This window comes from Novosphingopyxis baekryungensis DSM 16222 (assembly GCF_000420305.1).
Classification (GTDB): Bacteria; Pseudomonadota; Alphaproteobacteria; order Sphingomonadales; family Sphingomonadaceae; genus Novosphingopyxis; species Novosphingopyxis baekryungensis.
Map to the genome: position 1 here is coordinate 643,613 of NZ_ATUR01000002.1, position 16,364 is coordinate 659,976.

Annotated in this window: 16 protein-coding genes; 9 read left to right on the forward strand and 7 right to left on the reverse strand. The window is 63.1% G+C overall.

All coding sequences use genetic code 11. The features are described 5' to 3' along the window. The first annotated feature begins 15 nt into the window (after positions 1-15). The 9 genes from tgt (at position 16) to G410_RS0103190 (ending at position 9,250) form a co-directional block, all read left to right on the forward strand. Positions 16-1,146: a tRNA guanosine(34) transglycosylase Tgt gene (tgt, locus tag G410_RS0103150; RefSeq protein WP_022672210.1), complete on the forward strand. Its 1,131-nt coding sequence runs from the start codon at positions 16-18 to the stop codon at positions 1,144-1,146. Further along, positions 1,146-2,075, forward strand: a complete 930-nt coding sequence (locus tag G410_RS0103155; RefSeq protein WP_022672211.1) for a DUF808 domain-containing protein — start codon at positions 1,146-1,148, stop codon at positions 2,073-2,075. Before tgt ends, G410_RS0103155 begins: the two co-directional genes overlap by 1 nt. Positions 2,076-2,217: 142 nt before the next feature. Further along, positions 2,218-4,938 (forward strand): bifunctional [glutamate--ammonia ligase]-adenylyl-L-tyrosine phosphorylase/[glutamate--ammonia-ligase] adenylyltransferase, encoded by a 2,721-nt coding sequence (glnE, locus tag G410_RS15415; RefSeq protein ID WP_022672212.1) that lies wholly within the window; start codon positions 2,218-2,220, stop codon positions 4,936-4,938. A 4-nt stretch (positions 4,939-4,942) separates the two neighbouring features. Then, positions 4,943-5,395: a peroxiredoxin gene (locus G410_RS0103165; RefSeq protein WP_022672213.1), complete on the forward strand. Its 453-nt coding sequence runs from the start codon at positions 4,943-4,945 to the stop codon at positions 5,393-5,395. 44 nt (positions 5,396-5,439) lie between these two features. After that, complete coding sequence (locus G410_RS0103170; protein WP_022672214.1) at positions 5,440-6,294, forward strand: ferritin-like domain-containing protein; 855 nt, start codon at positions 5,440-5,442, stop codon at positions 6,292-6,294. Positions 6,295-6,386: 92 nt separating this feature from the next. After that, entirely contained in the window at positions 6,387-7,076 is a 690-nt protein-coding gene (locus G410_RS0103175) for a M23 family metallopeptidase (protein WP_022672215.1), read from the forward strand. A 102-nt stretch (positions 7,077-7,178) separates the two neighbouring features. Continuing rightward, positions 7,179-7,511 (forward strand): HesB/IscA family protein, encoded by a 333-nt coding sequence (locus G410_RS0103180; protein WP_028971003.1) that lies wholly within the window; start codon positions 7,179-7,181, stop codon positions 7,509-7,511. Positions 7,512-7,585: 74 nt separating this feature from the next. After that, on the forward strand, positions 7,586-8,368 hold the full coding sequence (gene xth, locus G410_RS0103185; protein WP_022672217.1) for an exodeoxyribonuclease III: 783 nt from the start codon (positions 7,586-7,588) through the stop codon (positions 8,366-8,368). A gap of 78 nt (positions 8,369-8,446) precedes the next feature. Beyond that, on the forward strand, positions 8,447-9,250 hold the full coding sequence (locus G410_RS0103190) for a transporter (protein ID WP_022672218.1): 804 nt from the start codon (positions 8,447-8,449) through the stop codon (positions 9,248-9,250). Positions 9,251-9,256: 6 nt separating this feature from the next. On the opposite strand, the gene G410_RS0103195 is transcribed toward G410_RS0103190, so the two are convergent. The 7 genes from G410_RS0103195 to G410_RS0103225 form a co-directional block, all read right to left on the reverse strand. Further along, positions 9,257-10,408 (reverse strand): hypothetical protein, encoded by a 1,152-nt coding sequence (locus G410_RS0103195; protein WP_022672219.1) that lies wholly within the window; start codon positions 10,406-10,408, stop codon positions 9,257-9,259. Positions 10,409-10,466: 58 nt separating this feature from the next. After that, entirely contained in the window at positions 10,467-11,246 is a 780-nt protein-coding gene (locus G410_RS0103200) for a sterol desaturase family protein (protein WP_022672220.1), read from the reverse strand. A 188-nt stretch (positions 11,247-11,434) separates the two neighbouring features. Further along, on the reverse strand, positions 11,435-12,532 hold the full coding sequence (lptG, locus tag G410_RS0103205; protein WP_022672221.1) for an LPS export ABC transporter permease LptG: 1,098 nt from the start codon (positions 12,530-12,532) through the stop codon (positions 11,435-11,437). Beyond that, the gene (locus G410_RS0103210) at positions 12,529-13,752 is read right to left on the reverse strand and encodes an LptF/LptG family permease (RefSeq protein ID WP_022672222.1); all 1,224 of its coding nucleotides are present in this window, start codon (positions 13,750-13,752) and stop codon (positions 12,529-12,531) included. The genes lptG and G410_RS0103210 overlap by 4 nt, the downstream gene beginning before the upstream one ends. Positions 13,753-13,912: 160 nt before the next feature. After that, complete coding sequence (spt, locus tag G410_RS0103215) at positions 13,913-15,112, reverse strand: serine palmitoyltransferase (protein WP_022672223.1); 1,200 nt, start codon at positions 15,110-15,112, stop codon at positions 13,913-13,915. 10 nt (positions 15,113-15,122) lie between these two features. Further along, on the reverse strand, positions 15,123-15,371 hold the full coding sequence (locus tag G410_RS0103220) for an acyl carrier protein (RefSeq protein WP_022672224.1): 249 nt from the start codon (positions 15,369-15,371) through the stop codon (positions 15,123-15,125). Positions 15,372-15,443: 72 nt separating this feature from the next. After that, positions 15,444-16,340 (reverse strand): NAD-dependent epimerase/dehydratase family protein, encoded by an 897-nt coding sequence (locus G410_RS0103225; RefSeq protein WP_028971005.1) that lies wholly within the window; start codon positions 16,338-16,340, stop codon positions 15,444-15,446. Positions 16,341-16,364 lie beyond the last annotated feature (24 nt).

Below are 16,364 nucleotides of genomic sequence, written 5' to 3' on the forward strand. Positions count from 1 at the left end.
TCTAGAGGCAGAGCCATGCCTCCACGTTTCGAATTCCACCTTTCCGCAACCGATGGCAAGGCGCGTACCGGCGAAATCCGCATGCGCCGGGGCACCATCGCCACCCCGGCGTTCATGCCGGTGGGCACCGCGGCCACGGTCAAAGCCATGAAACCGGCCGATGTGCGCGCGACCGGGGCGGATATCATCCTCGGCAACACCTATCATCTGATGCTGCGGCCTGGCGCGGAACGGATCGACCGGCTGGGCGGGCTGCACGGCTTCATGGGCTGGGACCGCCCGATCCTGACCGACAGCGGCGGCTATCAGGTCATGAGCCTGTCCGAGCTGCGCAAGATTACCGAGGAGGGGGTCAGCTTCAAGAGCCATCTCGACGGATCGAAGCATATGCTCTCGCCCGAACGGTCGATGGAGATCCAGGCGCTGCTCGGCTCCGATATCGTGATGGCGTTCGACGAATGCCCGCGCGCCGACCAGCCGCGCCCGGTGATCGAAGCCTCGATGGAAATGAGCATGCGCTGGGCGCGGCGATCGCGCGAGGCTTTCGATACAGGAAAAACGGCGGATATCAGCGCGCTGTTCGGCATACAGCAGGGCGCGCTGGACGAGGAGCTGCGCGGCCGGTCCGCCGAAGCGCTCCGGGCCATCGGGTTCGATGGATATGCCATTGGCGGCCTGGCGGTGGGCGAGGGGCAGGAGGCGATGTTCGCCACGCTGGATTTTGCGCCCGACATGCTGCCCGCCGATCGCCCGCGCTATCTGATGGGCGTCGGCAAGCCGGACGATCTGGTCGGCGCGGTGGAGCGCGGCGTGGATATGTTCGATTGCGTGCTGCCCACGCGCTCGGGCCGGAACGGACAGGCGTTTACCTGGGCCGGGCCGATCAATATCCGCAACGCCAAATTCGCCGAGGACACCGGCCCGCTGGACGCGCGCTGCGGCTGCCCGGTATGCACCGGCTGGTCGCGCGCCTATGTCCACCATCTTATCCGCGCTGGCGAGATGTTGGGGGCCATGCTGATGACCGAACATAATCTGCACTTCTATCAGCAGCTTATGGCCGCTATGCGAGAGGCCATTGCGACCGGCGGTTTTGCCAGTTTTGCCACCGAATTCCGCGCCAATTATGTGAAAGTGTCCGTCTGATGCCATCCGGTCTCGCCGCCCTGCTCGACGATGTTGCGGGTATCGCCAAACTCGCTGCCGCCTCGGTCGACGATGTCGGCGTTGCCGCAGGCAAGGCGGGCACCAAGGCCGCCGGTCTGGTGATCGACGATACGGCGGTGACGCCCAAATATGTCGTTGGCCTGAGCCCGCAGCGCGAGCTGCCCATCATCTGGAAGATCGCCAAGGGATCGCTGTTCAACAAGCTGGTGATCCTGGTGCCGGTCGCCATGCTGCTGAGCGCGTTTCTGCCCTGGGCGTTGACCCCGATCCTGATGCTGGGCGGCACCTATCTGTGCTTCGAGGGCGCAGAAAAGATCATCCACCGGCTGTTCCACGCCGACGACAAGGTGGAAAAGGTGGTCGCCACGCTCAATTCCACCGAGCTGGAGAAGCAGAAGGTCAAGGGCGCGGTGCGCACCGACATGATCCTTTCGGCGGAAATCGTGGCGATTTCGCTTGGCGAGATAACCGATCAGGCGCTCGTCACGCAGGCGATCACGCTGATCGCCGTCTCCATTGCCATCACGGCGGGCGTCTATGGCGCGGTGGGGCTGCTGGTAAAGCTGGACGATATCGGCCTGCATCTGGCCAAGGATGAGGGCGCACTGGCCGGATTTGGCCGCGGTCTGGTCAAGGTGATGCCCGGCGTGCTGAGCGCCATCACGGTCATCGGCACGGCGGCCATGCTGTGGGTGGGTGGCGGCATCATCGTGCATGGTCTGGAAGAGTTCGGACTGGAGGCGATACCGCATCTGATCCATGGGCTGAGCCATGGCGCAGAGGAACGCGCTGGCGGCCTGATCGGCTGGATCGTCGAAGCCGGGCTGTTCGGCGTCATCGGGATGATCCTGGGCGCCATCGTGGTCGGCATCCATATGGCCTGGGTCAGGATGCGCGGCGGGCATTGAGGGCGCTTCGGTCCATTACCTGCGCGGCAGCCGTTCGCCACGCGCCCTTCGGCTGCGCACGGCACGCACGCTCCGGCGCGGGGTGCGCGATACATCGGGATTTGCCTTCTAGTCGCTGACGGCACGGGCTAGGCTATGGCCCATGCCCAGCCATCCCGATTTTGCCGATGCCCTGAACCGCGCGTGCGCCCACAGCCCGTTCCTCGAACGACTGATCGAGACACGCCCGAAAATAGAGGCGGCGCTGCGTACCGGCGATCCGGACGCCGCACTCGCTCTGGCGCGCGCACAGGGGGCGGCCTGCGCGGATATATCCGAGGCTTTGCGGGTCGAACGGGGCGGCGTTGCGCTGACCGTGGCCATCGCCGATCTGGCGGGTGCATGGGATCTCTCGCAGGTCACCCGCACGCTGTCCGACTTTGCGGACCGTGCCTGTTCGCGCGCCGTGGAGGCAGCGATCACCGAACGCTGCCCGGACGCCGCGCCGCAGGGCTTTGCCATCGTGGCGCTGGGCAAACATGGCGGGCGGGAGCTGAACTACAGCTCCGATATCGATCCGATTTTTCTGTATGACCGGGAAACCTTGCCGACGAAAGAGGGCGAGGAACCGGCCAAGGCGGCCGTTCGCATCGGGCGGCGCGTCCTTGAACTGCTGCAGGACCTGACGGTGCATGGCTATGTCTTTCGCGTCGATCTGCGGCTGCGCCCCACGCCCGAAGTAAGCCCCATCGCGCTGCCGATTGCAGGCGCGATTTCCCATTATGAAAGCTCCGCCATGGCGTGGGAGCAGGCGGCCTTCATCCGCGCGCGGGCGGCGGCGGGCGATATCGCGCTGGGGCAGCGCTTCCTCGATGCCATTCGCCCGTTCATCTGGCGGCGCTCGCTGGATTTCGGCCAGATCCGCAATATCGACACCATGCGGCGTTCGATCCGCGATCATTATTCCGCCGGTCAGGCGATCGGGCCGGGCTATGACTGCAAGCGGGGGCGGGGCGGCATCCGGGAATGCGAGTTCTTCGTGCAGGCACAGCAGCTGATCCATGGCGGGCGGGACGAAGCGCTGCGCAGCGCCGACACGCGCACCGCGCTCTCGGCGCTGGTGGCCGCGGGCCATGTGCCGGAAGAAGACGGCGCGGCGATCGGCGCGGCCTATGTCGCGCTGCGCACGGCCGAACATCGGCTGCAGATGCTGCACGACCGGCAGACCCATGAAATTCCCAAACAGGCTGGCGAGCGGGATGCGGCCGCGCGCCTGCAGGGCCTGGCGGACGGCGGTGCGTTTATCGACTGGATCAAACCCCATACTGCGCGCGTCGATAGCATTTACAGCGCCTTTGCCAGTTGGGAGGAGCCGCAGGTTCCCACGCTGCCGCTCGATGACGACCAGCTGGACGAGACGCTCGAATCGCTGGGTCTGGCGGCACCTATCGGCGTGGCCCGGCTGGTGCGGCGGTGGCGCAGCGGCAAGTTGCGCGCGATCCGCAGCGAACGGGCGCGCGAAGGGTTCGAGGCGGTGCTGCCCAGCCTGCTGACGACCATCGCGGCGGCCCCCGATCCGTCCCGCGCGCTGGCGCGGCTCGATTCGATGTTCGAACGCCTGCCCAGCGCGATCAATTTTTTCGATCTGCTGCTGGCACGTCCGGCGCTGATCGCGCTGCTGGGCGATCTGCTCAGCCTGACCCCCGTTCTGGCCGATCAGCTGGCGCGGCGCGCGGATCTGATCGATCGCCTGCTGGAGCCGGATGCGCGCAGCCTGCCCGGATCGGTCGAGACCCTGATCGACACATTGCGACCGCCCGCATCGCTCGATTATGAACGCGTTCTCGATTATGTGCGCGCCGAAGTGGGGGAGGTGCGGTTCCTGCTGGGCGCCCAGCTGATCGACGGCAGCGCCGATCCGCTCGCCATTGCCGGAGGCTATGCACGGCTGGCCGAAGCCGCCTGCCGGTTGCTGGCAGATGCCGCAGTGGCGGAGTTCGAGCGGACCCATGGCAAGGTGCCGGGCGTCGAACTTGCCATTCTGGCGCTCGGACGCCTTGGCGGGCGGCAGCTGACCCATGCCTCCGATCTCGATCTGATTTTTCTGTTCGTGCCCAGCCAGCCTGGCGATGTGGGGGATCGCTCCGATGGGCGGCGGGTGCTGGGGGCCACCGACTATTTCAATCGGCTGTCGCAGCGGGTGATCGCCGCGCTGTCCGTGCCGACGGCGACGGGCGCGCTTTATGAAGTCGATACGCGGCTGCGACCCTCCGGCGCGCAGGGGCCACCCTGCGTATCGCTGGCGCAATTTGCCCGCTATCAGCGCGAGGACGCCTGGACCTGGGAGCATATGGCGCTCACCCGGGCCCGCCCGATCTATGGCAGCACGGCGGCGCGCGAGGCGCTGCAGTCCGTGCTGGGCGATGTGCTGCACCATCCGGCAGGGCCAGGTCTGGCAGACGATGTGCGCAGCATGCGCAGCGAGATTGCCGTCCACAAGCAGCCCAGCGGTCCACTCGACGTCAAGCGCTTGCCCGGCGGCCTGATCGATGCCGAATTCCTGCTGCATTTCCATCAGCTGTACAGCAAGGCCGGTTTCAGGCCGGAACTGGCAGAAGCGGCCGATGCGCTGGCGACGGCGGGTCTGCTGGACCCTGACGTGGCCGATGCGCTGCGCTTTCTGACGCGGCTCCTCGTGCTCGTACGATTGGTGGCGCCCGATTGCGCGGAGCCGCCGCCGCCCGCCCGCGCCTTGATGGCCCGCAGCCTTGAGCTTGATGGCTGGGATGCCGTAATGGACCGGCTTGCACAGGCACGCGCCAGCATCACCGCTGCGTGGGAAAAGGCGCTTGGCCCGCGCGGCGAGATAAAAGCGAAGGAATAACCACATGGTCGAAATGCTGCCCGAACTTACCCTCACCAATGATCAGGCAGAGCTTGCGCCGCTCGCCGCTTATGCCGGCAAACCGCTGGTGCTGTTTTTCTTCCCGCGCGCGAGCACGCCGGGCTGTACCAAGGAAAGCATCGCCTTTTCCGAAATGCTGGATGCCTTCGGCGCGGCGGACACGGCGGTGGCGGGCGTGTCCAAGGACAGCCCGAAAAAGCTGTCCAATTTCCGCGAGAAACAGGGGCTGACGGTCGATCTGCTGTCCGATGCCGAGACCGATCTTTCGGAGCAGCTGGGCGTGTGGAAAGAGAAGCAGATGTACGGCAAGACGTTCATGGGGCTCGAGCGCAGCACCTTCCTGTTCGATGCGTCCGGCAAGCTGGCGCGCGAATGGCGCAAGGTGAAGGTCGCCGGCCATGCCGAAGAGGTGCTGGAGGCCGCGCGGACGCTCTGATGTCTGGGGACGGGATGTCTGAGGCAGGGGTGTCTGGAGACGGGATGTCGCGCGACCGGCGCAGCATAGCGCAGGCCTGCGCGCATGTTCTGGCGCAGGCGCAGCCGCGCGCCAAGCTGATGGCGGCGCGTCAGGCGGCGCGCGCGTGGCGGCTCGGGCAGCTGGATCATCGCTTCGATCGGCCGATGCCGCATGCGCCGGGCCGACCGGACGAACCGGCCCTTCTGCCGCCCAACCGGATGCCCCGCCGCGGCAAGGCCGGATCGCAGCGCGGGCGCATCGCGCTGTTGCATGCTCTGGCGCATATCGAATTTGCCGCGATAGATCTGGCGTTCGACATGGCCGGTCGCTTCGGACAGCGGTTTCCGCGCGCATTTGTCGATGACTGGATGAAGGTGGGGGCAGACGAAGCCATGCATTTCGCCTTGCTCGATCGCCGGTTGCGACAGCTGGGCAGCTATTATGGCGCCTTGCCCGCGCATGATGGACTGTGGGAAGCGGCCGAAGAAACCGCGCATAGCGCGATGGCGCGGCTTGCCGTGGTTCCAATGGTTTTGGAAGCGCGCGGATTGGACGTTACGCCGCAGATGGTGGAAAGGTTCCGCAGCGCCGGCGATCTTGCGTCCGCAAAAATCATGCAGCGCATTTACCATGATGAAATCGCGCATGTCGGATTCGGGTCGAAATGGTTCGCATGGGGATTCGACCATGACCGAAATTCCGATGAACGGACGAACGCCGAAACCGCGGAATCGCCCGCAAATCTTTGGGTTTCGTTAATTAATCGGCATTTTCGTGGAACTTTAAAACCACCGTTCAACGACTCAGCGCGTCATGAGGCCGGTCTGACGCTAGATTTCTACGGCGCTGTTGCGTCCGGGAACCAAACTGGGCTTTAACCTTCATCGAGGGACGGGCGGATCGCGCCGCTCGCAAAGGAACATGGGTAGAGGCCTAGCGCCTCTTTCCAGGAAAAAGGGTAAGGTCTTCTATGCAGCTTCATCTCACGGCCACCGGCCGCGCAGCATCGTTCGCACTGGCAGCACTGATGGTATCCGTGCCCGCCCACGCCAACAGCAGCGCATCCGATGCCTTTCAAATTGATGATCAGCTGGAAGGTTCCGAAAAAATTATCACGCCGCTGGGTGAGGCCGATGCCAATTTCAAGCAGCTGTTCAATGTATGGAGCGGCCGCGATACCGCTGGTAAGCCGCAGCTTGAAGTATCCATCCCCTCTATTCAGCCCGTCAACGAATATCGTCTGACCAGCTATTTCGGTTATCGTACCGATCCTTTCAAAGGCCGCCGCGGCAATCACAAGGGCATCGATATGGCTGCGCCCACGGGCACGCCGATCTATGCGACGGCCGATGGCCTGGTGGAGCGTGCCGGCTGGGCCAATGGCTATGGCAACTATATCGAAATCGAGCATGGCAATCAGGTCGAGACGCGTTACGGCCACATGTCCCGTCTGAATGTCGAGCCCTATCAGCGCGTGAAGAAGGGCGATCTGATCGGCTATGTCGGCTCGACCGGCCGTTCAACCGGTGCCCATCTGCACTATGAAGTGCGTATTGCGGGTGAGCCCGTCGATCCGTTGTCCTTCATGAATCAGACGAACGGTGCTTTACTTGCCAATGAGAGCAATGCTACAGATGCTATAGGCGGTCCGAACGACTAACCCCGTTCCCGTCTGCAAGTCACCTTTGGGAGAGGGTGTAAAGACTCGGGGCGTGTAAGGCCAAGGCCTTGCCGCCCCTTTTTATTGGCCTATCTCTTTATCATGACCCAAGCATCCATCACCTTGTTGCCCGCCGCTGCCGCCCGTGTGGCGGCCATCGCTGAAAAACAGGGCGTGCCGGCCATCCTGCGCCTGTCGGTGGAGGGCGGGGGATGTTCCGGCTTTCAGTATAAATTCGGCCTGGCCGATGACGTTGCGCCCGATGACACCATTGCGGAAGAGCAGGGCGTCAAGCTGGCGGTGGATTCCGTCAGTCTCGATCTGGTGCGCGGCAGTGCGGTCAATTTCGTCGAATCGCTTGGCGGCAAGCATTTCGAAGTGACCAACCCCAATGCGCAATCGGGCTGCGGCTGCGGGACCAGTTTCTCCGTCTAACCGACGCAGCGTGGGCGCATCGACTTGCGCGCTGCAGGCTGACAGATGCGCCTTGACGCGCTAGGGCTGCGTCCATGCTTATTGCCAGTTTCAACATCAATGGCGTGAAAGCACGCCTGCCCCGGCTGATCGAATGGCTGGAGGAGCGGAAGCCGGACATTGTCTGCCTGCAGGAACTCAAAAGCGCCGATGACGGCGTGCCGGTCGATGCGTTCGAGAAGGCCGGCTATGGCGCCCTCATCCATGGCCAGAAAGGCTTCAACGGCGTCGCCATTCTGGGCAAAGGCACGCAGCCCGCAGAGGTCCGCCGCGGTCTGGAGGGCGATCCTGAGGATGAGCAGTCCCGCTATCTGGAGGCGGATGTGCACGGCCTTCGCGTGGCCAGCATCTATCTGCCGAACGGCAATCCGCGGCCCGGCCCGAAATTCGATTACAAATTGCGCTGGATGGAGCGCCTTCGCGCCCGCGCCACGCAAATCTGGGCGGAGGAGGTGCCTGCCGTGCTGGCCGGCGATTATAACGTCATTCCCAAAGACCGCGATACCTTTTCGGTGCGGGCCATGGCGGACGATGCCTTGATGCAGCCGGAATCCCGCGCGGCCTATCGCCGGCTTCTGGCGGATGGCTGGACCGACGCGCTGGAAACGCACTATCCGGCCGGCGGCGTGTGGACCTTCTGGGACTATCAGCGCGGGGCCTGGCAGCAGGACCATGGATTTCGGATCGATCATCTCCTCCTGTCCCCGGAAACGGCGGACCGGCTGGAGGCCAGCGGCGTGGACAAGGACTATCGCGGGCGGGAAAAGGCCAGCGATCATGCGCCAACCTGGGTGCAATTGCGCGCTGCCGAAGCCTGAGCATCGCCGAAAAGCCTTGCAGACAGGGCAGGGTCCGCGCACGGGCGCAGCCGCCCTATTGCCGCGAAAGACAGGACCATGGCTTCGACATTCAAGATCGCATTGGCGCTGGCTGTGTGCTCTCTCGCCAGCCCGGCGCTGGCGCAAGACGATGGCCCTCGTTTCTGCCCCAACCGGCCTGGTCTGGGTAGCAGCACCTGCACCACCGAAGCCGGGCGTCTAGGCGCGGAGCTGGGCGTGGCCGACTGGACCCTGAACAAGACGGACAGCGGGCGCAGCGACAGTGTGGCGATTGGCGACAGCTTCCTGCGCTATGGGCTCGACGACCGTACCGAACTGCAGATCGGCTTTGTCGCTTACACCCATGTCTATGATCGTATCGGCGCTTCGGTGGTGAAGGACGGCGGATTTTCCGATGTCCGTCTCGGCCTGCGTCGCAATCTGATCGGCAATGATGGCGGCGATATCGCGCTCGCTATCGAACCCTATGTCACGCTGCCGGCCGGCCAGAGCGCCGTATCGGACGGCGACTGGAGTGCCGGCCTGATCGTGCCATCAAGCTTTTCGCTCGGCGGGGACCTCAGCCTTGGTGCGACGGCCATTGTCGCAGCAGCCGTCGATAAGGATGGCGATGGGCGTCATTTTTCCGCCACCCAATATCTCGGCTTGAGCCATCCCTTGTCGCCGGAGATCGGCCTGACCGGCGAAGTCGGCCTGCGCTATGATGACGATCCGGCGGGCGATGTCTGGGCGCCGGTCGCATCGGCCAGCCTGAGCTGGACCCCGCGCGATCTGTGGCAGTTCGATATCGGCACGGTCATCGGCCTGGACGGCGACAGCGACGATGCGGAATTCTATATCGGCCTGTCCACCCTGTTCTAGGCGCGGTCAGAGCGGCTTTTCATATAGCGTATAGCAGCGGTTGATCTGGCTATCGAGCGCATCCGCAATCGCGATCATTCCTTCATTGTCATCGAGGATCCAGCCGATTTCCCCTCGTGTCGCACCATAATGGGCCACCGAGGCGCGGCGGATATATTCGATCATCATGAAGGCCAGCTGGCTCGCCAGGCGGCTGCCCTGATGCTCCTTGAGCACGCCCATCAACGGCACGCGCATGGTGCGCACGCGCGGATTGCGCAGCCAGAGCAGCAATTTGGCCCATCCGAACGGCCATAACGATCCCTTCAGGCTCTTCAGCGGCTCATTGAGGTCGGGCAGGGTCATCATGAATGCGACCGGGCGTCCCTCCAGCTCGGCAATGCGAATCAGATCTTCGCGCACGATCGGTTTCAGCTTCTTGCCGGCATAGGCGATCTCACGGTCGGTCAGCGGCACGAAGCCCCAATTGTCGGACCACGCATCGTTCAGGATCGACAGAATAATCGCCGCCTCCTCGTCGAATTTGGCTTTGTCGACTTTGCGCACGGTGATGCGGCTGTTGCGCTCGCCGGACTGGATGATACGGTTGATGAGCGGCGGAAAATCCTGGCAGATATTCAGATCCCAGGTGCTTAGTTGCTTGGCCGGCTTGTACCCCGCCGCTTCGATCCAGCGCTCATAGGCCGCCTTGTGATGTCCCATCATCACCGTGGGGCTGTGGTCATGGCCCTTGGTCAGCAGGCCCGGCTCGTCCCAGACGGAAAGCGAGAGCGGCCCGAGCACGCGGGTCATACGCTCGGCGCGCAGCCATTGCTCCGCTTCCGCCATCAGGGCATCGCCCACGCTCTGGTTGCTGGCTTCGAACATGCCGAAATTGCCGGTGCCGGGGCCCATGCCCTGCTGCGCTGGCTGGGCAAGCGCAAGCTCATCGATATGGGCGGAGATCCGGCCCACGACGCTGCCATGTTCGCACGCGAGAAACAGCTGCATCCGGGCATGATCGAAGAACGGGTTCTTCTTGCGGTTCAGCAGTTCGCGCATATCGCTGCGCAGCGGCGGCACCCAGTGCGGATCGTCTGCGTAGAGCCGATAGGGCAATTCGATGAAATCGGCTTCGTCGCGGCTATTGGCGACGGGATAGATGTGAATATCGGTCATGCAAATCGCTCCTGCCTGCGCAACAGCACAGGCAGGCGCTTACGGCAAGATCGCAAGATCAGGCGTCCGTCTTTTCCTTCGAACGGCGGCGCGGGTGGCCGGACGCGATGCCGCCGGACAGCTCCTTCACCCAGGGATAATCCTTCGCCACGTCTTCATCATAGCCAAGGTTGAACACCGTCGCGCTGCGCTTGGGGATATCCTTGCGATGATAATAGGTGCGGAAAATCTTGTCCCAGCCATAATTGGTGATGCCGTAATTGCCGCTTTCATGGTGAAAGTGATGCTCCAGATGGCGCTGCTTCATATAGCCGATGAGCTTGCTCTTCGGCTTGAACGCCAGATGCTGCATGCAGTGGACGAACTCGTAATAGCAGGTCGTCAGCAGGCCAGTGGCAAACGCTGCCGCCGCGCCGCCCACGCCGCCGATCAGATAACCGATCGGCAAGGTGGCCACCGCAATGGTGGGCAGGGTGGTGTGCAGCGCACCGAACAGCACCTCCAGATGGTTGGGGTCCTGGTGGTGATCGTAATGAATGCGCTTCCAGGTCTTGGCGAAAACCTTGCGCTTGTACATCCACTGGCCGTGCAGCACGAACCGGTGCAGCATATACCAGACGAACGGATAAACCACGATCCCTGCGACCACGGCGCCTGCAGTGGCAAGCGGGGTTGCCGGATAAAAGGCATAGAGCGCGACCGCCGCTGCCGTCAGCACCAGATAGGATATGATCGTGTAATGCTGGAAATAGGCCACCACCAGATCACGGAAACTCATCCGATCCAGATAGTGCGATCGATTCCAGAAATTGCTCGATGCTGTTTCAACGCTGGCCATGCCTTGAGTCCCTAAGATGTCCGTCTGCTAATGATCTGCCTGATGGCAGGCCGATCGCCCGCCGTTACAGGCGGGCGTATGATATGGCACAGATTTACGGCGGCTTTACGACGCGGCGCCCTGTGCCGAGACATAATTATGTCGCGATTGGGCGCTGGCAAATCAAGGGATGCCGCCGAGGGGGCGCTCTATTCCTCGGAACGGATCAGCACTGTCTCGCCCAGCAGGAGGAACAGGAAGAACGGCGCCCACGCCGCCACGAACGGATCATAAGCCCCGAGATTGCCCATCGCGAGCGAGAAATTGTCGGCCACGAAATAGGTGAAACCGAGCGCCATGCCGATCACCACGCGGATGAAGGTCTTGCCCGCCCGGGCCAGGCCAAAGCCTGCGATAGAGCCGAGCAGCGGCATGAGGATGGAGGCGAGGGGGCCGGACAGCTTGTGCCACATCGCCGCTTCTGCGCCCGCGGTCGGCCGGCCGGCAGCGCGCTGATCGGCAATGGCGGATCGCAGTTCGGAAAAGCCCAGCGCATCGGGATCGAGCGAGGAGATGGTGAAGCTGGTTGGCTGGACCCCAAGGCCGAAACGCACCGTTGATGGGGGCGTGGTCGTGGCACTGGCCACGCTGAATGTCGTGGCGTCATCCAGCGTCCATCCATTGTCGATCCAGCGCGCGGTTTTGCCCTGAATAACCGTGGAAAGGCCGCCATTGGACCGATCGTTCACCCGCACATTCTTCAGGATCATCGAGGGGCCGCTGCCGATGACCAGTTCGGCATGGATCAGATCGTCCCCATCCAGCAGCCAGACATTGCTGCGGATATCGCTGTCGCGCGGAATTTCGCCATAATCGACGGCCTGCCAGGCGCTCAGCTTGGCACTGGTTGGTGCCAGGACGGTTTCGTTGAACAGAAAGGTCAGCGCCGCGATGCCGCAGGCGGCCAGAACCAGCGGAGCAAGGATCTGGTGCGCGGACAGCCCCGCGGCCTTCATCGACACGATTTCGCTGTTCTGGTTCAGCGTGGCAAGCATGATGAGCGTGCCGAGCAGCACCGAAAAAGGCAGGAACTGCGCCACCACCTGCGGCGTGCGCCAGCCGATATAGGTCATGATTTCGGCCGACCCATTGCCGGGCGGCGCCAGAATGTCGCTCGTCTGGCGCAGCAGGTCCAGGCTCATCAGGATGATGACGAGCATCGCCAGCACCGCCAGACTGCGCGTCAGAAAGCCTTTGACCATGTACAGCGCCATGGTGCGGGACGGGAAGAAAGCGAACTGGTTCATGTTCCGGCCTCCATCGCAACAGAGCGGCGCCTTTTGAAGCGCAATCGTCGCCCGATCCACTTGGCGGCTTTGTCCGCCCGTTTCTCGATGGCGCCGATGGGTTGCCCCCCTGGCACATAAGCGAGGACATAATACATCCACAGCACCAGTGCGGTGAACCCGGCAAAGGGCAGCCAGAGCGAAACATAGGGGCTGGCCCGGCCCAGCGCCGCCACGCCTTCGCCGAATTCATTCACCTTGTGATAGGTCACGATCATGATGATGGCGAACACCACGCCCATGGCCGATGTCGATCGTTTCGGCGGCACGCCGAGCGAAAGGCCCAGCAGCGGTATGATCAGCATGGTGGCCAGCTCCACCATGCGGAAGTGAAAATTGGCAAAGGCGGCGTTGCGTTGCTTGATGCTGAAGGCTTGATTGCTGGCGACGCTGAGCAGTTCGAACAGCGTGTTCTCTTCATCCTCTGCGCCGCCGCGCATGCGAAACTGCTTCATGGTCGGCACATCGATGGGCAGATCCTGCAGCGCAAAGGTAAGCACCCGTGGCGTCGCGAATTTGGGCGACTCCTGCACGGCGCTGCCGTTGCGCAGGCGCAGCAGCATGAGGTTGGGATCGTCCGTGCTCAGGAATTGCGCGCTCTGGGCGGTGGCGGTGTAATGTTCGCCATCATCCGTGCCGACATCCACAAAGATGCCGGACAAATCGGTGCCACCGTCCCGGCTCCGCTCGACCCGCAGCGTGATATGATCGCCCAGCTTGTTGAATTGCCCCACCTTGATCGAGGCGCCGAGCGCTCCGGAGCGCAGATCGAACTGCAATTGTTCGTAATAATAAGCGGCATAGGGCTGCAGATAGCCGACGATGGCGATGTTGATGGCAATCAGCCCGAAAGCGTAGAGATAGGGCACCCGCAGCAACCGCCAGTAGCTGAACCCCACCGCGCGCATCACGTCCAGCTCCGATGTGGTGGCCAGTCCGCGAAAGGCGAGCAAGATGCCCAGCAGCAACGCCAGGGGAATGGCGATGGCGAAATATTCGGGCATCAGATTGGCCAGCAGACGGAACACCACCGTCACCGGCCCGCCCTCCGTCGCCACGAAATCGAACAGGCGCAGCATTTGATCCAGCATCAGCAGCATCGCGGCGATCACCAGCGTGGTAATCAGCGGAATCGCGATCCGGCGCGCGATGTACAGGTCGTTTGCGGTGAGCAGTTTCAAGCCGAGATTGCCCGCTGTCCAATATCATGTCGCAAGGCGCCTTGGCGAAAGGCGACATGCCGGCGGTTGCCATATGTCATTCCGGCCAGCGATATAGGTCGCCAGCCAAAATGACCATGTCTTTTATGCCGCCGTCACGATGCTGCGGGCCTCGCAGGCATCAGATGATGCCGGTGGCTTTTCCGGCGCGTTCGAACATGCCCAATATCTCGTCGACCTGTTCGCTCGTATGCTCGGCACATAGCGAGCAGCGCAGCAGCGTCATATTGGCCGGCGTGGCCGGGGGCCGTGCAAGATTGACGTAGAGACCTTCGTTCAGCAGCGATTCCCACATCTTCGCGCCGCCTTCCAGATCCGGCATGATGACGGCGATAATCGCGCTTTGCGGCTCATCCGTGCCAATGGTGAAGCCCAGCGCCTTGAGGCCGGCGTGCAGCTTGCGCGAATTTTCCCAGAGATGCGCGCGCTTCTCGCTGCCGTGCATCAGCTTGCGGATCGACGTGGCGGCCGTGGCCACCACGCTGGGCGGCAGCGACGCGGTGAACACATAGGGGCGGCAGACCAGGCGCATCACCTCGAACTTGGGATGGTTGGATACGCAGAAGCCCCCGACGGTGCCGACCGATTTGCTGAACGTGCCGATGATGAAATCGACGTCATCCATCACGCCCTGTTCCTCGGCCACACCGCGGCCATGTTCTCCGATAAAGCCCATGGAATGCGCTTCGTCCACCAGCACCATGGCGCCCGCTTCCTTGGAAATGCGCACCATTTCCTTGAGCGGCGCGACATCGCCCAGCATGGAATAAACGCCTTCCAGGATCACCAGCTTGCCGGCCTCTTCCGGCAGGCGCTTCAGCCGCTTTTCCAGCGCTTCGATATCGTTATGGCGAAAGGGCACGATCTGGGCATTGCCCATGGCGCAGCCATCGTAGATCGAGGCGTGGCTGTCGATATCCAGCAGCACATAATCGTCCTTGCCGGCGATGGTGCTGATAATTCCCAGATTGGCCTGGTATCCGGTCGAGAAGACCATGGCGTGATCGAAGCCGTAAAATTCCTTCAGGGCATCTTCGCATTCGCGGTGCCCCTGATAGGTGCCGTTGAGCACGCGACTGCCGGTGGTGCCGGTGCCGAAATCGTCCAGCGCCTTCTTGCCCGCCGCGATCACGTCCGGATCGAAGGTCATGCCCATATAATTATAGGTGCCGAGCAGGATCGTCTCCTTGCCGTTCACCACCGCCACGGTGGGCGACTTCACCTCTTCCATCACCAGCGAAAAGGGATCGCGCTGGCCGGTGGAAAGCAGCGTTTCGCGCTGTTGGATCAGCGCATCGAATTTGGAGAAAAGATCGGTCATCGGCGTGCGCTCAGCCCCGCAATTTGGTGACGGCATCAACCAGCTGCCCGACGGTTTCGATTTCCGCCTGCATGTTCATGGTGATGATGATGTCGAACCGGTCCTCGATCGCCGCGACGAAATCCATGACGGTCAGACTGTCCCATTCCAGATCTTTCTGGAAGCTGGTCTCACGGGTCACCTCCACGCCCTTGGCATTGAAGGGCTCGATCTCTTCCTTGATTTCGGCGAACAGGGGATCGGATGCGTGATCGGTCATGCGACTATGGCCTTTGTGAAATAGCGACTGTGCGGACTTGGCAAGCGATTGCGGCATGGTCAAGGCAGCGCGCTAGAGCCATCCCTCGCTGCGATACCAATCGGCCGTTTCCGCCAGCCCCTCGCGCGTGTCGATCTGCGGCGTCCACAGGGCGCGCGGCGGACGCTTGCCGGTATCGACGGTCCAGTCCGGATGGGCGAAATAGCGGGCACGGTCGGGTGTCAGCTTGGCCCCGGACCGGCGCACGAGCCGGTCGATATAGCCGCCCGCCAGCAGGAGCGGCGCGGGGACGGAAAAGGTCTCGATGCTCCGGCCGACGGCCTTGCCGATGGCGCGGGCGAAGCTGCGATGGCTCCAGCCGCCGTCCACGCCGTCATCGGCCTCATATATGTCGCCGATGCACTGTTCCCCCGCCGGGATCAGCGCGACCAGTAAGCGCGCCAGATCGTCGACATGGATAGCGGAAAAGCGGCCCCGTGGCGGCAGAAAGACAAGCCCGCGCCTGGCCATCTTGAACAGCTCCAGCATTTCGCCGTCTCCCGGACCATAAACCGCAGGCGGCCGCACCGCCGTCCAGTCGAGCATCGAGGTCGCGACCAGCCGCTCGCCCGCCAGCTTGGTCTCTCCGTAAATGGAGAGCTGCGGACGGCGCGCGGCGAGCGACGACACATGGACAAACCGTTTGACGCCGCAGGCTTTGGCGGCGGCGATCATGTTCAGGACGGCATCGACATTGCCAGCCTCGAACCCGGCGCGGTTCGGGGCATTGGTTGCGCCTGCGATATGCAGCACCGCGTCCGCGCCGTCGCACATCGCCTCGAGCGCGGCGTGATCGGACAGCGCTCCGCGCACCCAGGTCACGCCATCGCGCGGCGGTTGCTCGCGGCGCGTCAATGCCTGCACGGCATAGCCCTGCGCCAGCGCCGCCGACAGCGTAGCCCCACCCACGAAGCCGGTTGCCCCGGTCATCGCGATCCTCTTGCCGGATCCTGC